This is a genomic window from Bradyrhizobium zhanjiangense, from assembly GCF_004114935.1.
Taxonomy (GTDB): Bacteria; Pseudomonadota; Alphaproteobacteria; order Rhizobiales; family Xanthobacteraceae; genus Bradyrhizobium; species Bradyrhizobium zhanjiangense.
The window spans coordinates 1230399-1247683 of sequence record NZ_CP022221.1 but is presented as its reverse complement, the minus strand read 5'-3'; the positions used below and the strand labels follow the sequence as shown (position 1 = coordinate 1247683).

At 62.5% G+C, this 17285-nt stretch carries 19 protein-coding genes and 1 tRNA gene; 6 read left to right on the top strand and 14 right to left on the bottom strand.

From position 1 onward, the window contains the following. Positions 1 to 5 precede the first annotated feature (5 nt). Complete coding sequence (locus XH85_RS05895; protein WP_128931132.1) at positions 6 to 638, bottom strand: DUF1326 domain-containing protein; 633 nt, start codon at positions 636 to 638, stop codon at positions 6 to 8. Positions 639 to 1276: 638 nt separating this feature from the next. Here XH85_RS05895 and XH85_RS05890 point away from each other — a divergent pair. From XH85_RS05890 to XH85_RS05870, 5 genes are all read left to right on the top strand, one after another. Further along, positions 1277 to 1747 carry an aminoacyl-tRNA deacylase gene (locus tag XH85_RS05890; protein WP_128947201.1) on the top strand — a complete coding sequence of 157 codons (471 nt, stop codon included), beginning with the start codon at positions 1277 to 1279 and terminating at the stop codon, positions 1745 to 1747. Between the two features lie 114 nt (positions 1748 to 1861). Beyond that, positions 1862 to 2284 carry a CBS domain-containing protein gene (locus XH85_RS05885; RefSeq protein WP_128931131.1) on the top strand — a complete coding sequence of 141 codons (423 nt, stop codon included), beginning with the start codon at positions 1862 to 1864 and terminating at the stop codon, positions 2282 to 2284. Positions 2285 to 2561: 277 nt separating this feature from the next. After that, positions 2562 to 3701, top strand: a complete 1140-nt coding sequence (locus tag XH85_RS05880; protein ID WP_128931130.1) for a TRAP transporter substrate-binding protein — start codon at positions 2562 to 2564, stop codon at positions 3699 to 3701. A gap of 95 nt (positions 3702 to 3796) precedes the next feature. Then, positions 3797 to 4465, top strand: coding sequence for a TRAP transporter small permease subunit (locus XH85_RS05875; RefSeq protein WP_128931129.1), 669 nt, complete (start codon positions 3797 to 3799; stop codon positions 4463 to 4465). Further along, positions 4462 to 6210 carry a TRAP transporter large permease gene (locus tag XH85_RS05870; protein ID WP_128931128.1) on the top strand — a complete coding sequence of 583 codons (1749 nt, stop codon included), beginning with the start codon at positions 4462 to 4464 and terminating at the stop codon, positions 6208 to 6210. Before XH85_RS05875 ends, XH85_RS05870 begins: the two co-directional genes overlap by 4 nt. A 64-nt stretch (positions 6211 to 6274) precedes the next feature. Here XH85_RS05870 and XH85_RS05865 read toward each other — a convergent pair whose 3' ends face one another. The 7 genes from XH85_RS05865 to XH85_RS05835 all read right to left on the bottom strand — a co-directional run bounded on the left by XH85_RS05865 (position 6275) and on the right by XH85_RS05835 (position 12686). Continuing rightward, positions 6275 to 7186, bottom strand: coding sequence for an alpha/beta fold hydrolase (locus XH85_RS05865; protein ID WP_245473396.1), 912 nt, complete (start codon positions 7184 to 7186; stop codon positions 6275 to 6277). 142 nt (positions 7187 to 7328) lie between these two features. Continuing rightward, entirely contained in the window at positions 7329 to 7793 is a 465-nt protein-coding gene (locus XH85_RS05860; protein ID WP_128931127.1) for a nuclear transport factor 2 family protein, read from the bottom strand. A 39-nt stretch (positions 7794 to 7832) separates the two neighbouring features. Further along, positions 7833 to 9269 carry an MFS transporter gene (locus XH85_RS05855; RefSeq protein ID WP_128931126.1) on the bottom strand — a complete coding sequence of 479 codons (1437 nt, stop codon included), beginning with the start codon at positions 9267 to 9269 and terminating at the stop codon, positions 7833 to 7835. Between the two features lie 51 nt (positions 9270 to 9320). Next, entirely contained in the window at positions 9321 to 9854 is a 534-nt protein-coding gene (locus XH85_RS05850) for a TetR/AcrR family transcriptional regulator (RefSeq protein ID WP_164940115.1), read from the bottom strand. A gap of 797 nt (positions 9855 to 10651) precedes the next feature. Next, a complete protein-coding gene (locus XH85_RS05845) occupies positions 10652 to 11053 on the bottom strand; it encodes a nuclear transport factor 2 family protein (RefSeq protein ID WP_128931124.1) in 402 nt (133 codons plus the stop codon). A 16-nt stretch (positions 11054 to 11069) separates the two neighbouring features. Next, positions 11070 to 11783: a glutathione S-transferase family protein gene (locus tag XH85_RS05840; RefSeq protein WP_206734816.1), complete on the bottom strand. Its 714-nt coding sequence runs from the start codon at positions 11781 to 11783 to the stop codon at positions 11070 to 11072. 57 nt (positions 11784 to 11840) lie between these two features. Further along, complete coding sequence (locus tag XH85_RS05835; RefSeq protein WP_128931123.1) at positions 11841 to 12686, bottom strand: NIPSNAP family protein; 846 nt, start codon at positions 12684 to 12686, stop codon at positions 11841 to 11843. 95 nt (positions 12687 to 12781) lie between these two features. Here XH85_RS05835 and XH85_RS05830 point away from each other — a divergent pair, with 95 nt between their 5' ends. Next, complete coding sequence (locus XH85_RS05830) at positions 12782 to 13372, top strand: TetR/AcrR family transcriptional regulator (RefSeq protein ID WP_245473397.1); 591 nt, start codon at positions 12782 to 12784, stop codon at positions 13370 to 13372. Between the two features lie 177 nt (positions 13373 to 13549). On the opposite strand, the gene XH85_RS05825 is transcribed toward XH85_RS05830, so the two are convergent. The 6 genes from XH85_RS05825 to hisD all read right to left on the bottom strand — a co-directional run bounded on the left by XH85_RS05825 (position 13550) and on the right by hisD (position 17196). Beyond that, positions 13550 to 13625, bottom strand: a tRNA-Phe gene (locus tag XH85_RS05825). 185 nt (positions 13626 to 13810) lie between these two features. After that, positions 13811 to 13993 carry a DNA gyrase inhibitor YacG gene (gene yacG / locus XH85_RS05820; RefSeq protein ID WP_128931121.1) on the bottom strand — a complete coding sequence of 61 codons (183 nt, stop codon included), beginning with the start codon at positions 13991 to 13993 and terminating at the stop codon, positions 13811 to 13813. Positions 13994 to 14147: 154 nt separating this feature from the next. Then, positions 14148 to 14777: a Maf-like protein gene (locus XH85_RS05815; protein WP_128931120.1), complete on the bottom strand. Its 630-nt coding sequence runs from the start codon at positions 14775 to 14777 to the stop codon at positions 14148 to 14150. Positions 14778 to 14932: 155 nt separating this feature from the next. Next, positions 14933 to 15400 carry an arsenate-mycothiol transferase ArsC gene (locus XH85_RS05810; protein WP_128931119.1) on the bottom strand — a complete coding sequence of 156 codons (468 nt, stop codon included), beginning with the start codon at positions 15398 to 15400 and terminating at the stop codon, positions 14933 to 14935. Between the two features lie 6 nt (positions 15401 to 15406). Continuing rightward, positions 15407 to 15904 (bottom strand): UPF0262 family protein, encoded by a 498-nt coding sequence (locus tag XH85_RS05805; protein WP_091895172.1) that lies wholly within the window; start codon positions 15902 to 15904, stop codon positions 15407 to 15409. Then, positions 15901 to 17196, bottom strand: a complete 1296-nt coding sequence (gene hisD, locus XH85_RS05800; protein ID WP_128931118.1) for a histidinol dehydrogenase — start codon at positions 17194 to 17196, stop codon at positions 15901 to 15903. The genes XH85_RS05805 and hisD overlap by 4 nt, the downstream gene beginning before the upstream one ends. Positions 17197 to 17285: the final 89 nt, after the last annotated feature.

Here is a 17285-nt window from a genome sequence, read left to right as displayed (position 1 = left end):
CCGCATCATGCCGCAACGCCCTCGGGCGTCTGCACGACATTGGCGAGCGAGCTGTGCGTGCCCTTGGTCTCGAACGGGATCGCACCGGTCGAGCGGATGTTTGCGGACGCGACCTCGGCAGCCCTGTGCTCGAACCCCTCGGGCATCACCACCTGGATGCGGTGCGGCTGACCCGTCACCGGATTCTTGATCGGCTCGACGTCGGTTTCGAGCACGCCCGTGACGACGAGTTTTGCGACGCGTCCGTCCTTGTCGAAGGAAAATTCGAAGGGTGCAAAAATCGGATCGTGAATGGTGGTCACGATCAGGCTGAAGATGTGGAATAGCGTGCCCTCGGCCGAATGCTTGCCCGACAGAATGTTGAACAGCGCCTGCCGTTGCTCCGGTGTGGCGCGCACGTCGACGATGGGCTGCATCTTGCCGTTGCCTTCATGCAGCGCGCCGGGGAAATCTACGACCACGGCGAAACAGAGGCCATCAAGCTTGACGCCCTCAAAATGTCCCGCGGTGATCCGCATGCCGACCATGCCCTTGCAGTATCCGTGGGTGGGGGGAGCATTGAAATCGCAGGGGCAGCCAAACGCGCAGTTGCAATTCTTCATCCATTCGCCTTCGAGACGCCAGTCCGGTGCAGCCATGGCACATCTCCCAATGTGAGCGGGGAACGCGGCAGCCGTAGAGGATTTTGTTCAGCGTTATGTCGAGGCAATGCGAAAAAGCGCGAGCGGGATCGAGTCCGATCAGAAGGCCGGCATCGCGGGAAAGTCTGTGGCCAGCTGCCATTCACTGTCCCTATGGCCAAGAGCATATCAGCGGCAGCCGGGCGCGTACAGCGAACGGACGCGGCAGAGCAGCCGGGCTTTCAGGACGTCCGAAATCAGGGGAATGGAGCCCCATTTAAAATAAAGCTGCGAACTCCCATACGATTGAAATATCTATATAATTCCAACCAGCCGCCTTCCCGCTCATGGCCGCAGCGACTGCGAGTGCTTTCCATGAAGGCGGGATTGGCCTCGTCTTGCCATCACACCGAACCGTCCCTGGCAAAAAGTCCGTGCAGCGGCGGCGTGCATGGATAGCGCTAGCCTAGCGCGTGCGTTGCGGCCGCCGCGCCTAAGATCACGGATCAGGTGAGCGCGGCGCGCTCCAAACGTCCGACTCAGTTGCGGGATTCGAGGGCAAGGCCTATGCTGAAGGCCGGCAATCACGCAGCCGCCCATCGTGCGGCGGGGGCAGCCTCACGGTGGATGGTTGTATCCATCCGAAAGGCGAAGCCATGTCCATCGCCCCCACACTGCATCGGTATCTGGCTGCCGAGAACATCCAGTATGCCGAGATCCCGCACGATCTCACCATGTCATCCACGCGCACGGCGCAGGCTTGCCACGTCTCTGGCGATCGCCTCGCCAAGGCCGTCGTGCTGCGGCACGACGGCGGCTATATGCTCGCGGTCGTGCCGGCATCGCACCATCTCAACCTGCCGGACTTGAAGGAGAGGCTTGGCGAGGATCTCGCCATGGCCAACGAAACCGAGATCAACCAGCTGTTCATGGACTGCGCGCACGGAGCCATTCCGGCGGTCGGCCGGTGCTACGGGCTCGATCTCATCGTCGATGACAGCATCCGGGCCCAGCCCGAGGTCTATATCGAAGCCGGCGATCACGAGACGTTGCTCCAGCTCACCCATGCGCAGTTCGAGCGCCTGACGGCCAGTGCACCGCATGGACGCTTCAGCATGCATGACTGACGCGACATGGCGGCGAGATGATCCCGGTACGCACCGTCACGGCGTGCGTGCGGCCGCGCCCGGTTCGATGTATAGTCAATTCAGCGGGGGCTGCGTTCGCAACGGAGGTCCTCCATGAAAGTCAAAGACGTGATGCACAAGGGCGTCGATTGGGTCAGCCCCGACACCCCGATCATCGAGATCGCGAAGTTGATGCAAGGGCACGACATCGGCTGCATTCCGATCGGCGAAGGCGACCATTTGGTCGGGATGGTGACCGATCGCGACATTGTCTGCAAAGGTCTTGCGAGCAGGGACTTCAACGCCGCGCGCATGACGGCGCGGGACGTGATGACCGAAGGTATCCATTGCTGCCGGGAAGACGATGATCTGGCGAAAGCCGTGCATCACATGGAGACGCTGAAAATCCGCAGGCTACCCGTGATCAACAAGAGCAAGCGGATGGTCGGCATGATCAGTCTCGGTGATATCGGCCAATCCGCCACCCCTGATCTGTTGACGCAATGCGTCAAGAGCGTGTCGGCCCATCATCATTGAGGCAAGGCCGGCTCGATTCCGAACCTTCGTCGGATCGCCCGCAGCCCCCCGCGGGCGCGGAGTGCTCTTGAGCGTGCATTGAGCGCACTGTTCACCGCAGTTCGGCTTCGCCGCGCTCGGCGGCGAGCGCTGCGGCGCGTCATCACCGCAGTCCGCGTCGTAGCGTCGCATCATTCCGAACATTCTTGCCAAACCCCTGCGCAAGACTTTGACTTGTTCCAATAAAAAAGCAGCCGATCCGCAAGGGATCGCTATTTCCAAAGGGGAGGAGGCAACCATGACCAAATCAAAGAAGGGCAGCACTTCGAGTCGCCGCAGCTTTCTCAAGGTCGCTGCTGCGGGGGCCGCCGCGACGGTAGCCGCGCCGAGCGTCGTCAGCGCCCAGGGGCCGATCAGCATGCGCTGGCAAAGCACCTGGCCGTCAAAGGACATTTTCCACGAATACGCCCTCGACTACGCCAAGAAGGTCAACGACATGACCGGCGGCGATCTCAAGATCGAAGTGCTGCCGGCAGGCGCTGTCGTGCCCGCCTTCGGCCTGCTCGATGCCGTGTCCAAGGGCGTGCTCGACGGCGGCCATGGCGTGCTGGTCTATCACTACGGCAAGCAGACCGCGCTGGCGCTCTGGGGCTCGGGACCGGGCTTTGCGATGGACGCCAACATGCTGCTGGCCTGGCACCGCTATGGCGGCGGCAAGGAGCTCCTGGAAAAGCTCTACGCGTCGATTAACGCCAACGTCGTCTCGTTCCCCTACGGTCCGATGCCGACCCAGCCCTTCGGCTGGTTCAAGAAGCCGGTCGCAAAGGTCGAGGACGTCAAGGGCCTGAAATTCCGCACCGTCGGCATCTCGATCGACGTGTATTCGGGAATGGGTGCAGCCGTCAACGCGCTGCCCGGCGGCGAAATCGTAGCTGCCATGGACCGCGGCCTCCTGGACGCGGCCGAGTTCAACAACGCTACCTCCGACCGCGTGCTCGGCTTCCCCGACGTCTCGAAGGTCTGCATGCTGCAGAGCTTCCACCAGAACGCCGAACAGCTTGAGATCATGTTCAACAAGGACAAGTACAACGCGCTGCCGGACAAGATGAAGGCGATCATCGCCAATGCGGTGGACGCGGCTTCGGCCGACATGTCGTGGAAGGCGATCGACCGCTACTCCAAGGACTATGTCGAGCTGCAGACCAAGGACAACGTCAAGTTCTACAAGACCCCCGACGCCATCCTGAAGCGGCAACTCGAGATCTATGACGACGTGGCGAAGAAGAAGGCGGCGGAGAACCCGTTGTTCAAGGAGATCGTGCAGTCGCAGATCGAATTCGCCAAGCGTGCCACGCAGTGGGAGCAGGATACCGTGGTGAACCGCCGCATGGCCTACGATCATTATTTCGGGCCGAACGCCGCGGCCAAGAAGATCTGATGACGAAATAAAGCCGGCAAGGCGCCGTCCGGACCACCCGCCGGACGGTGCCTTGTGCTATATTGGGGGTCATATTTAATGCCGAACCTTATCACATGAGTGTACGGCGCTTACTGCACACGATCGACGGCATCTCCACCTGGGTCGGCAAGGCGACAGCCTGGCTGATGATCCTGCTGATGAGCGTGGTCTGCATCGAAGTGTTCAAGCGCTACGCCGTGAACATGCCGACGGCGTGGATCTTCGACGCCGAGAACATGATGTACGGGTCGCTGTTCATGCTGGCCGGCGCCTATACGCTGGCGCAGAACGCCCATGTCCGCGGTGACTTCCTGTACTCCTCGATGCGTCCGCGCACGCAGGCCGCGCTCGACCTCGTTCTCTACTTCGTGTTCTTCATCCCGGGCATCGCCGCGCTGATCTATGCCGGCTACTTCTACGCCGCGGATTCCTGGGCCATCAACGAGCATTCCAACGTCACGGCCGAGGGGCCGCCGGTCTACCATTTCAAGACCGTCATCCCGATCGCGGGCGCGCTGATCATGCTGCAGGGGATCGCCGAGATCATCCGCTGCATCGTGTGCCTGAAGACCGGCGAATGGCCGAGCCGACTTGCCGACGTCGCCGAGACCGACGTCATCGAGGAGCAGCTCGCGCACTCTGAATTCGTGGACGAGGAATCACGCAAGCTCGCCATCGAGGGCGCGCAGCGCATCGATGAAATGGCGCGGCAGCGCGGCATGGGCGGGGACCTGAACACATGAGCGATCCGGCACTCGGCCTGTTGATGCTGACGCTCATCGTCGTCGTCATCATGATGGGCTTCGCCACGGCCTTCACTCTGATGGGCCTTGGCATGTTCTTCGGCTTCATCGCCTTCTACGACCCGTCGCAGAACTGGACGCACAACAAGGTCTTCGAGCTGATGGTCCAGCGCAGCTACGGCGCGATGACCAACGACGTGCTGATCTCCATCCCGTTGTTCGTGCTGATGGGCTACGTGATGGAGCGCGGCGCGCTGGTCGACAAGATGTTCTATTCGATCCAGCTCGCCTTCCGCCGCCTGCCCGCCTCGCTCGCGGTCACGACCCTGATCGTGTGCACGTTCTGGGGCATCGCCTCCGGGCTCGTCGGCGCGGTGGTGGTGCTGATGGGCGTGATCGCCTTCAACCCGATGCTGCGCGCCGGTTATGACGTGAAGCTCGCCTCCGGCGTCATCACCGCGGGCGGCACGCTCGGCATCTTGATCCCGCCTTCGGTGATGATCATCGTCTATGCCGCGGTCGCCGGCCAGTCCGTGGTCAAGCTCTATGCGGCGGCGATGCTTCCCGGCTTCTTCCTGGCCTTCCTCTACCTCGTCTATATCGTGGCCTGGGCGATGATCAACCCCAAGATCGCCCCGGCGCTGCCGGAGGAACAGACCCGCGTCAAGGTGCCGGAATGGATCAGGAATTTCGCGACGCTGTATTCGCCGAACCTGTTCGTCGGCCTGTTCAAGGCGCTGCTCTCGCCCGCAAAGGCGAAGATGCTCCAGATCGACGGCAAGCCGATGGGCTATGGCGCGATCGTGCAGAACTTCGTCATTTCGCTGGTGCCGTTCCTGATGACCGCAGCCGCGCTCGGCACGGTCTGGTGGTACGTCGTGATCCACCAGCAGGCCGGCGCCGCGAGCGAAGCCGTCGAGGGCCTGCAGCAGCTCGGCAGCCCGGTCGAACCGAGGGAGCTGTCGCCCGCCGAAAAGGGACCGGACACCCAATTCTACATCTGGTTCGCGCTATCAGCCGCCGTGCTGGCAGCGTGGACGGCGCGCTCCTACTTGCGTATGGACGGCGAGCGCTTCGAAGTGTTGAAGCTCTTGACGTCGTCGGTGATGCCGCTCGGCATCCTCACCGTCGTGGTGCTGGGGGTGATCCTGTTCGGCATCACGACCGCGACCGAGTCCGCCGGAGTCGGCGCCGCCGGCGCCTTCATCCTCGCTATCCACGCCCGGACGCTCGACTGGAAGCGCACCAAGGAAGCAGTGTTCCTGACCGCAAAGACGACCGCGATGGTGTGCTGGCTGTTCGTCGGCTCGGCGCTGTTCTCGGCGGTATTCGCCATTCTCGGCGGTCAGGCGCTGCTGGAAAGCTGGGTGCTGTCGCTCAACATGACGTCCGTGCAGTTCATGATCTTGTCGCAGGCGATCATCTTCGTGCTGGGCTGGCCGCTCGAATGGACCGAGATTATCATCATCTTCGTGCCGATCTTCCTGCCGATGCTGAAGCACTTCAACATCGATCCGATCCTTTGGGGCACGCTGGTGTTCGTGAACTTGCAGGCCGCGTTCCTGTCGCCGCCGGTCGCGATGTCGGCGTTCTATCTCAAGGGCGTCGCCCCGAAGCACGTTACGCTGAACCAGATCTTCGCCGGCATGATGCCCTACATGCTGATCGTGATCCTGTGCATGGTGATCATGTATCTCTGGCCCGGCATGACGCTGTGGCTGCCGAACTATCTGTACGCGAGTTGAGGCGCAGCGGGGCGCACCGGGCGCCCGAGAGGCGCGCTCCCTGAGCAACGAGCGAGAGCGTTGCTCAACGGTGCGGCCCCATGAAATCAATCAATCCGGCTGCAAAGCCTTCAGGATTCTCCTCGGCGATCCAATGGCCTGCACCGGGGAGCGGGAGGACCCTCGGATCGATGCTGACCTCCTCCATCATGCCGCGCACAGGGGAGGCGGTCGGGCTCGTCGCGCCGACCGCAACCAGCACCGGAATTCTCAGCTTGCCCTTGCTGGCGAGAAGATCGCGATTGTCTTTCGAATCCTGGTCAAACGATCGATAGAGTTCGAACGCCGCGCGCATGGCGCCCGGCGCCGTGTAGGCCGTCAGATAATCCCGGAAATCCGCTTCGGTGATGGCTGCCGGATTCGATATCCGGAAGTTGAAGAACCATTGCAAGTATTCTCGTTCGCGACCCGACACCAGTAGCTCGGGCAAGTCCCGGACTTTGTGGAACGAAAACTGCCAGTTGCGCGAATTGCCGGACAGTTGGTCGAAGATCGCCGTTCCCGGTAGCGGAGCATCGACTGCGACGAGATGAGTGACGTCCTCGTGATAGGTCTGCGCGAACGCGTAGGCCACCATGAGTCCGATATCGTGGCCGACCATCGCCACCGGGCACGACAGCTTCAGGTGCTCGTAGAGCAGCCGATAGATGTCAGTGGCCATCGTGCGCTTGTCGTAGCCGGAAAGCGGCTTCGACGAATTGCCAGCGCCCCGATAGTCAGGGGCAATGACGCGAAAGCCCGCATTGGCCAATCGCGGAATGATGTGACGCCAGGCTCGCCACGTCTGCGGAAACCCGTGCAGCAGCACAACCGTCCGCGGCCCGCTTCCGGCGACCACATAATGGATGCTGACGCCAGGTTCGATATCCGCGGTGGCATGTTGCAGCGATGGGCTGTCCGGTTTGCCGATACTGGATGAGGCAACGCGTTGTTCCACGTAGTTCTCCTCTCAATCTTCCTGCCTGAACTCGCCACTAACGCGCGCTGGTATTTGGCTGAATCGCCATCGCGCGCCAGCTCCTTGATTGAGCACGATCTTTCCGGAAACCTGCTGCATTCTTTTGCGGACATGCTCTGGACTAGAACATGCCGTTGGCGTTAGCCGCCGTTGCTTCGGTGAGGGGCTGGCGCACGTCCCAATGCTCGACGATCTTGCCGTTCTCGAGCCGGAAGATGTCCACGATCGCCAATCCCAATTCGCTCGGTTGGCGCTGCGCGTGAACGTGAAGGATGACGAAATCGCCATCGGCGAAGACGCGCTTGATGTCGCTGCGCAGCTCGAGAAAATGCTTCTTGAGGTCATGGACGAAAGAGCGAAAGCCGTCGATGCCGTCCTTGATCATCGGATTGTGCTGGATGTAGCGCGGTCCGAAGTGGGTGGCGGCGGCATCAAAATCCGACTGCCTTAGTGCGGCATCGTAAAATGCCAGCACGGTCTGCTTGTTGGCTTCGCGGATGTCGTCTCGGGCCTGGGATGTTCCGGCATGAGCCGGCACAGCGCCGGCCGAAGCCAAAGTGAGTCCGAATGTTCGCCTGTCAATCATCTGGCTTCTCCTGGAATGCGGGGGGCTTGCCAGCCGGGATCATACGGTCTCAATGACCTTACTCGGAGCGTTGTTGCCCGGCTTGGCAACCGGCTGATGCGATCGGGCGGCGCTTGGCAATCGCGACGACACCAGCGCGGCGGTCGCCGAGAGTCCGGCCGTCAACAGCAAGACCGCGGAGTAGCCGGCCGCCATGGTCTTTGCCGTCGCGAGATTTCCAAAGCCGCTGAACACGGCGACGGCCGCGGCCGCGCCGCAGGCCCATCCCAATTGCCGCATCGTATTGTAGATGCCGGACGCTTTGCCCATGTCGGCGGGCGCAACGGAGCCGAGTACCGCGCTCTGCACCGCGGGCATCGCTAGGGCTATTCCAACGCCCGCCAACACCAGTGGCGCGACCCAGGCGCCATAGTCATAGGCGCCAGCGCAAAGGGCTGACATCCACAGCAGCGCAGCGCTCTGCAGCAGCAGACCCGCCACGGCCGGGGCCTTCTCTCCGAAGCGACCAGCGGCGATGCCGCCAAGGGGCGCAACGGCGAACAGCGATATCGTCCAAGGCAGCATCCTTTCACCGGCGCCCGACGCGGTCGCCTGCTGGGCAATCGAAAAATACTGCGCCATGAACATCAACGTACCCATCATGCTCATGAACATCAGCAGACACGCGAGATTGCCGGCCCTGAACTGAACCGAGGCGAGCAGTCGGCTCGGCACCAGCGGATGCAAAGCCCTGCGCTGCCAAGCGAAGAAGGCAAGCGTTGCCGCGGTCCCGGCCGTCAGCGCCGTGACGACCGTCACCTCGGACCAGCCAGATACATTGCCTTCCGACACGCCCCAAACGGTAGCCGTCATCGCCGTCGTCAGCAGGGTGACGCCGAGCCAATCGATTTGAGCGGCGACACGATCGTTGCGCTCGATGCGCCAGCCCGCGAGGAGCGCCGTCACAGCGCAGAGCGGCAGATTGATCCAGAACACCCAGCGCCAGCCGAGAGCGTCGACCAGCAGGCCACCAATGACTGGTCCGGACAATACGGCAAGGCCCGTGATGCTGCTGAACAGGCCCATCGCGCGCGGCCGTTGCGCCGGCGTCACCGCCGTTCCGAGCATGGTCATCGCGACCGGTACAAGCAGCGCGGAAGCCGCGCCCTGCAGCGCCCGGGCTGCAATAAGCCATCCAATCGAAGTCGCGGCTGCGCAGCCTGCTGACGCAACGGCGAAAGCGGACAGACCAAGAATAAACATCGTACGGCGCCCGATCCGATCGCCAAGCGCTGCGCCCGCCATCAAGAGCGCGGCGAAGCTCAGGCTATAGGCCGTCATCGTCCAGTGCAGATCTGACAGCGGCGGCTTCAGGTCGCGGCGGATGGCATCCAGTGCCGTGGTGACGACCATGCCGTCCATCACGGCGATGAACGAGGCCGCCGCGATCAAGCCCAGCACCCAGCGCTGCTGGCCGGTGAATCTTTCGACACTCACGTCTGCTCCTCATCATTATGGACTGATCGGTCCGCATTAGATCAAAAATTTTTATGTCAGTGCATTCAGCACCAGCGCGAGCGTCTTCCTCCGGCCGTCGGTTTCGAAACCGGCACGTCCCAGCACCTGAAGGCCGTAAAGATTAGTGATGAGAAAGCCCGAGAGCGCATCTGCATCGACCCCGGATGCGAACGCTCCTCTCGCCTGCCCCCGCAGGATGGCGTCACGGTACGCCCGCTGCAGCCGCTCGAGTCCGCGACGAACGCGCGTGCGGACGAGTTGGTCGTGCCCTGCCAGCTCCGTCGCGCAAACTTGCAGGAAACAAATCTTGGAGGAAGGCACAAAGCCCAGGATCTTCTCGAAGCTGCGCATGATCGCCACTCGCGCAGGTCCGCGTTGCAAGTCCTCGATGTTCGCCTGCAGCACGGTATCAATGTAACGGTCAAGTGATGCCAGCAGCATTTCGTGCTTGCTACCGAATACTCCGTAGAGGCTGCTTTTGCTCAAACCAGTTTTTTCGAGCAGGTCGTCGAGTGACGTCGCCTCGTAACCGGCGCGCCAGAATTGCTGGAGCCCGCTGTCCAAGACCTTCTCGTAATCGAATTCTCTAGGTCGCGCCATTTTTTGGACCGATTGGTCCGAAATTGATATTCCCCGAAATCGATCTAGTCAATCCCCCACGGATGTCCAAGCTATCCACCGATGGAGGCCCGCGAATGTGTATTTCCGCCCACGATTTACAAGCGCAGGATCACTGATCCGATGGCCTCTCTTGAAGCCAATCGGCCACATCCGCGTTCGAAATCCTCCATAGAGCTGTCTATTGAGCAGCTGCCGGTTTGATGGACGCCGGGTTAAGCTGGTGGCTGCGTCCCATGGTTCAAGCGATGGAGGGACGATGCGTGCTCGCCGATATGGACCGGAACCAAACTGCGCTTTTGTGCGGCCCAGGGAGGGAATCATACGCAACCACCGACACAAGGAATCGCTGTGCGTGAGCACGTGGCCACAGTGGCGGCGGTTCGCTACATCGCGAAACCCCACAATCGCGGAAGCCCCGCTTTGTTATTGGCTAGCAGCCTACTTAGCTCGCTGGAAGCATCCTTGCCCGCCGGAACCCGCCGCTTGTTCGACCCCTGGCCAGGTTCAAATCCTGCAGGCGCAACAACCGATCTCTGCGAAATGTTTCCCAAAAAGCGAAAAGTGATCCTTCCGGGTCGCCTGCGCCGATATCGCAAGAATCGGTGGTTGCGGGGGCTCGCAACACCCGATTCCTGCGATTGATCGAGCGGGCCATTCCAAAGCTGGCTGCATAACCATCGCTGCAGGACGGATGCGAAACCTCGTCTCAGCTGCAGCGGCTCCGCCAAAACAATTGATCGCTAACCTTCCTGCTCCAAGCGTTTCGATTGCCATGTCGATACCGCGGCCGACCATTCGACGAATAGCCCATCGCGCACCCGCAGGATTTCGATCCCAAACACCTCCATCCGTATCCCGGAAACGCTGTCGATCCACGTTCCCGTCCATGACGAAGCGATTTGGGAATCTCGGATGAATTCCAGCTTCTTGGAAAGCCGGTAGTCGCGCATCGCCGAGAATCTCCGGAGCAGCAGTTCTCGCAGCGCGTCCTTGCCTGCAAACGGGGGATTGGCGCCGTAGCGAACGCACACATCGTCGGCAAATCCTTGCAGGATTCCATCGACGTCACCGGCCGCGAACAGCTTTTCATATTGTCGCAATGCGGCCTGGACGGCGTTGTCGGTTGGCTCAAGAAGCTGCATGTCATTCTCCTGTCGATCAAACCGGACGTTGCCCTTCGCGGCTCGCCGCCGCGTCGCCGGCAAGGTCGGCAAGGAAATCCGGAACCGGTCGCTTGCTTGAATAGAGAAATTTCACCATTGGCCTGACTACGCTGCGTACCGCCGGTCGGGCGCTCATCGCGTCGCGCCAGCGAAGCAGGGCCGGCGTCGTCGCATCCAGCGGCGCACCCATTCGTTCAGCGAACAGCTGCGCCATGTAGAAAGCGATATCGGCGGAGGAGAAGCTTCCCGCGAGGAACCGGCGGTCGGAGAGGATCGCTTCCATTTCCCTGTAATACGCCAAGCAACTTGCTTCGCTGCGGCGGCGGCAGCTGCATCCGGGTTCTTTCGCAAATTCATCAGCCGGATAATGTGCGCAAAAAACCTCGTCCGATTTCAACTCGAGAATCCTCGCCCACGCTCGCGCCGCAGGTCCCGACGGCCAGAGCGCCGGCACCGGCTTGAGATCTTCGAGATATTCGAAGATTTGGGTCGAATCGAAGATTTCGAGATCACCGTGCACCAGCACCGGCACTTGCTGCTTTGGATTGATTCTCACGACCTCGGGATGCTTGGGCTCGTAGTCCGAAACGAAAGGGACCATGATTAGCTCGAAATTGAGCCCCTTCTCCCGGGCCGCGATTTCGGCCTTGGCTCCAAACATGCTGAGCGGGCCGGAATAGATGCGCATGGTCGGCTCGACGCTGGTCATCGCAGTCTGCCTTCACTTTGGGAGAGCGTGAATGCTGCGGGTGACTTCCGCTCTCGGCTACGGCCGCAGTAGTGAGCGCGAGGTCGGCGACAGCCGCAAAACTTGCGGCCTCCCGTACAGCCTGCGGACCAAATCGGGGTAGACGTCCGACCGCCAGCCCCCATCATGGCCGATGGCCGTCAGATATCGATGATACGCATCGATGCTATCGAGGGCGGCGAATGACACCACCACATGCTCGTTCTCACGCAATGGCAACCGCGGGAAATTGTTGGCGCTGTATTCGCGCGTGAAAAGGCCGAAGGATCTGGCGCCGGCCCGCGCCTGCAGCGGCTCTACGGCATTGAAGAAGAACTCGAAGAAATCCGGCTCTGGACGATCCGGGAGGTAATACAGCGTCACCACGATCAGGCCGCAGGGAGGCGGCGATTCGAGCGCCGGGCGCAGCGCCGGATCGTGCAAGCGGAAACCGCGCTCTTCGCTTACCGGCTTCAGCATCAGCGCATCGGTACTGTCTCTCATGCTCGACCGGGCCTTCTCGCCGTAACGCGCCCATGCCTCGCTGTGAAGATAGAATGCATTCAGCGCCCGCGCCCTCGACGGCATGTCATCGAAGCCGCGCATCCATACGAACTTGTTGGGATCGCCGAGATCCCTGAACTGACCGATCAACCTCATGTCGCAGGCTTCCTGCGTCTCCACGAACTGGCCGTCGAACAGGTTGATGAACTCGTCGCGCGTTCCCGGATAGAGCGTGTATTGCCGGAGATCAATGATCGGACTGGCGAACGCCCCGGCATGTATTGGGCTCTCTGATGCCTGCGCTGTGTCAGTTGCCATGGATACCTCCAAACAGACCGATTGACCTGTTTGTAATACAGACCGGTTGACCTGTTTTGTCAAGTTGCTATTTTCTGGGAATCGAAGCCTTGAGGATTCTATTGATGCCAATAGCAGCACGCAGCCGATCGAACGCCCCTGACGAGACCAAGCGTCGCGTGCTCGACGCTGCTGCCGCGGCCTTCCAGTCGCGCGGCTATCATTCGACCACGACTCACGAGATCATGCGCGACGCGGCGGTCACGGCCGGCGCCATGCATCACCATTTCCCATCCAAGAAGAGCATTGGGCTCGCGGTCATCCGCGAACGAGTGTCGCTCGCGGTAGAGCAAACCTGGATCGAGCCCGTGCGGTTGGCTCGAAGCGGGGCGGAAGGCGTCAGGCAGGCATTCGCCGCGATCGCGAACACACTGGACAGGCGCGGGAGCGTGCTCGGATGCCCGCTTGGCAACTTGGCCATCGAGCTGTCGCTGGCGGACCCTGATTTCCGTAGAGCGCTCCAGGACGTCTTTGACAGCTGGCAGCGGGCAATCGCCGACAAATTCAGGGCCGATCACAAATCTGGCGAACTGAGGCATGGCAGCCCCGACGAGCTTGCTACCTTTGTCGTGGCTTCTTACTCGGGTGCGATGGCGATCGCGAAAGCCCGGCAGGATTCACTGCCGCTCAAGAGCTGCGCAAAGCAACTCGCCGCCTTGTTCGAGGATCACGCGAACCGGCGGCCAACTAAGGTAAAGCCGTCAAAATGAAAAAGCCCGCCAAAGGCGGGCTTGCTTTACTTGATGTCGGCGGATTGGTTGCGGGGGCTCGACTTGAACGTACGTGAACTTGGCGACCCCTAGGGAGAGAAATCCGCGAACGTTCCGCCGATCATCTAGCGAACGCAATCGTGCAAGATCGTGCTGCAGCGTGGAAAAGCGTAGTTTTGGTGCCCAGGGGCGGAATCGAACCACCGACACTGCGATTTTCAGTCGCATGCTCTACCAACTGAGCTACCTGGGCGTGCTCCAAGAGAGGGGCCAAAGCCCATCGAGCGGGCGGTTTATAGTGGGCTAGAAGCGGCCTGTCCACCCGGCTTCGCCTGAAGGCTGCGGCCGGGCGCGGCGCGGCTGTGTACAAGGTGGGGCGGGCTCGCCGCGGCTGGCGCGCGGCGCTTCTTAAGCTCACCAAATCATTGATATCGCTAGTTATTCCACGTCATCGGTGTCGTCGTCGCGGCCGGGGATGACGTAGGAGCCTTTCAGCCAACGGTTCAGGTCGACGTCGCGGCAGCGCGAGGAGCAGAACGGGCGGGTGGCCTCTGACTGCGGCTTGCCGCAGATCGGGCAGGTCTTGCGGGGGGCAGCGGGCGTTTTGACGTGATCGTTCATGGTCGGGGCAGCTTACACAAGGTGAGGCAGGTCAAGCGCCTGCCGGCAAACGAGTTCCTCGGGCGAGGGCGCAGGCGCCGCGCCCAGGGCCCGCGGGCCAATTCTACTGTGCATGGGGTTGTTTTCGCGTTTTTTGTCGGCGGCGCTGTCAGGCTCACACCGCGATGGCGTTGAGCCAGCCGAAGCGGGTCGGAAAGCCCTCGCCGCCGAGCAGGGCCGTGGTCTCGTACAGCGGCAGGCCGACCACATTGGTGTAGGAGCCGACCATCTTGACCACGAACGAGCCGGCGATGCCCTGCACAGCATAGCCACCGGCTTTGCCGCGCCATTCGCCGGAGCCGATATAGGCCTGGATGTCGTCTTCCGACAGGCGCTTGAAGCGGACGCGGGTCTCGACCAGGCGCTGGCGGAAGGCCTCGCGCGGCGTCACGAGGCAGATCGCGGTGTAGACCCGGTGGTTGCGGCCCGACAGCAGCCGCAGGCACTGCGCGGCTTCGTCGACGAGGTTGGCCTTGGGCAGGATGCGGCGGCCGACCGCCACCACGGTGTCGGCAGAGAGGATGAAGGCGCCGCGCAGCTCGTCATCCAGCTGCACCGATTTCAGCGCCGCATCGGCCTTGGCCCGGGCGAGGCGGTTGGCGCAGGCGCGCGGCAGCTCACCCCGCTTCGGCGTCTCGTCGACGTCGGCCGGCCGGAGTGCATCCGGCTCGATGCCGGCCTGGTTGAGCAGCGACAGGCGTCGCGGCGAACCGGAGGCAAGTACGAATTTGGGGCGGCCGAGCATCAGGTGATTTGGGGGATGAAGCAGGAGTGAATTGCGCGCGGAACCTATCGGAAGGGGGCCGGTTTCACAACCCGGGAACCGGAGGTTTGCTGATTCGAAGTTGCCAACACGCGTGTGCCTGCGCTCTATGACGCGGGTGTTACGGTCGCCGCATCCTACCCGCTCGCCGCCCCCGCCTTCGCGAATCGCCGGCGGATGCGCATCAAGAGCTGATCGCAGACCTCGCGATAGGCAGCGAGCTTCTGGTCACGGCTGCCCTCGATGGTGGTGGGATCCTGCGTCGGCCAGTATTCGACGTCGGCGGCGAGCGTGCGGGTCAGCTCCAGCGCCCTGTGGTGCGCCTCTGGCGACAGCGTGATGATGAGGTCGAAGTTCAATCCCTCCCAGTCCTCCAGCTCCTCGAAGGTCTGCGGCCTGTGGGCGGAGATATCCTGGCCGAGCTCGGCCATCACGGACACCGCAAACGGATCGAGGTCGTCCTTCCTGGTGCCGGCCGACCTCACGTAGAGGCCCTGCGGAAACATGTGCTGCAACAGGCTCTCAGCCATCGGCGAGCGCACGCTGTTCATCGCGCAGGCGAATAGCACCGATTGCGGATCGCGTGCGCGTGGGGGCGCAGCCATCCGCTTTTATCCTTTCCAATGCAGGACGGTAATGAGCGTGAACAGCCGGCGCGAGGTCTCGAAGTCGACCCGCACCTTGCCCTTCAGCCGCTCCTGGAGCGTGCGCGATCCCTCGTCGTGGATGCCGCGGCGGCCCATGTCGATGGCCTCGATCTTGTCCGGCGTCGCGGTCCGGATCGCCTGATAGTAGCTGTCGCAGATCATGAAATAGTCCTTCACGATCCGCCGGAACGGCGTCAGCGACAACAGATGCGCAACGACTGGCGTGCCGTCCTCGCGGCGGATGTCGAACATCAACCGGTTGCCGGTGATGCCGATATGCAGCGTGAACGGGCCCTGCCCGTCGGCACCGTCGGGCGCGAACAAATTCTGCTCGATCAGGTCGTAGATCGCGATCGCGCGCTCGTGCTCGATGTCAGGCCCGGAACGGCCGATCGAGTCCTCGTCGAGCGTGACGCCGACGATGCGATTGTTGGAGTCGTCCTGTTCGGGCGGCTTTGTCATGACAGATTGAGGCGCAATCCAATCGAGCGCGAATGGGCGTCCAGCCCCTCCGCCTGTCCGAGCGTCATCGCGGCCGGGCCCAGCGCACGCAGCTGATCCGGGCCGCATTTCAGGATCGAGGTGCGCTTCATGAAGTCGTGCACCGACAACCCTGAGGAGAATCGCGCCGAGCGCGCGGTCGGCAGCACGTGGTTGGAGCCGCCGACATAGTCGCCGATCGCCTCCGGCGTATGCGCCCCCAGGAACACCGCACCGGCGTTGCGGATCTTCGCGGCGAGCGCGTCGGGATCAGCCGTCATGATCTCGAGATGCTCGGCCGCGATCGCGTCCGCGAGCGGGACGGCGTCAGCAAGATCCTTGACCATGATGATGGCGCCGAAATCGGCCCACGAGGCGCCTGCGATCGCGGCGCGCGGCAGCGTCTTCAGCTGCGCCGCGACCGCCTTCTCGACGTCGGCGGCAAGCCGCGCGGAATTGGTGATCAGGATCGATTGCGCGCTGGCATCGTGCTCGGCCTGCGCCAGCAGGTCCGCGGCGATCCAGTCGGCATTGCCGGTGTCGTCGGCGATGACCAGCACCTCGGAGGGACCGGCGATCATGTCGATGCCGACCTTACCGAACACCAGCCGCTTGGCGGCGGCGACATAGGCGTTGCCGGGACCGACGATCTTGGCGACCGGCGCGATCGTCGCGGTGCCGTGCGCGAGCGCGGCCACGGCCTGGGCGCCGCCGACCCGGTAGATCTCGGTGACGCCGCCGAGCCATGCCGCCGCCAGCACCAGCGGATTGAGCTTGCCGTCGGGCGAGGGCACCACCATGACGAGACGCGCAACGCCGGCGACCTTCGCGGGCACCGCATTCATCAACACCGACGACGGATAGGCCGCGGTGCCGCCGGGCACGTAGAGGCCGGCGGATTCGATCGCGGTGTAGCGCCAGCCGAGCTCGACGCCGAGCGGGTCGGTGAAACGTTCGTCCGTCGGGAGCTGGCGGCGGTGATAGGTCTCGATGCGGTCGCGCGCGAGCTTCAGCGCATCCAGCGTCGCAGCATCGCAGGCCTTTGTCGCGGCTTCGATCTCGGCGGGGGTGACGCGTAGCCCCGATGCATCCAGCGTCAGCCGGTCGAACTTTGCCGTGGCCTCGAGCAGGGCCGCATCGCCCCGCTTGGCAACATCGTCGACGATCGCGCGCGCGGCGGCCTCGACGTCGGCCGAGACCTCGCGCTTGGCGGCGAGGAAGGCCGCGAATCGCTGGTCAAAATCGGCGCTGCTGCTGTCGAGACGAACGGGCATATTGGCTTGGCTTCTGGCTGGTCTTTTGGGGCGGATTGGCTCACCCGACCCCCTGCTCAATGGCGCGGCCGGGAAGCGGCGTCAACCCT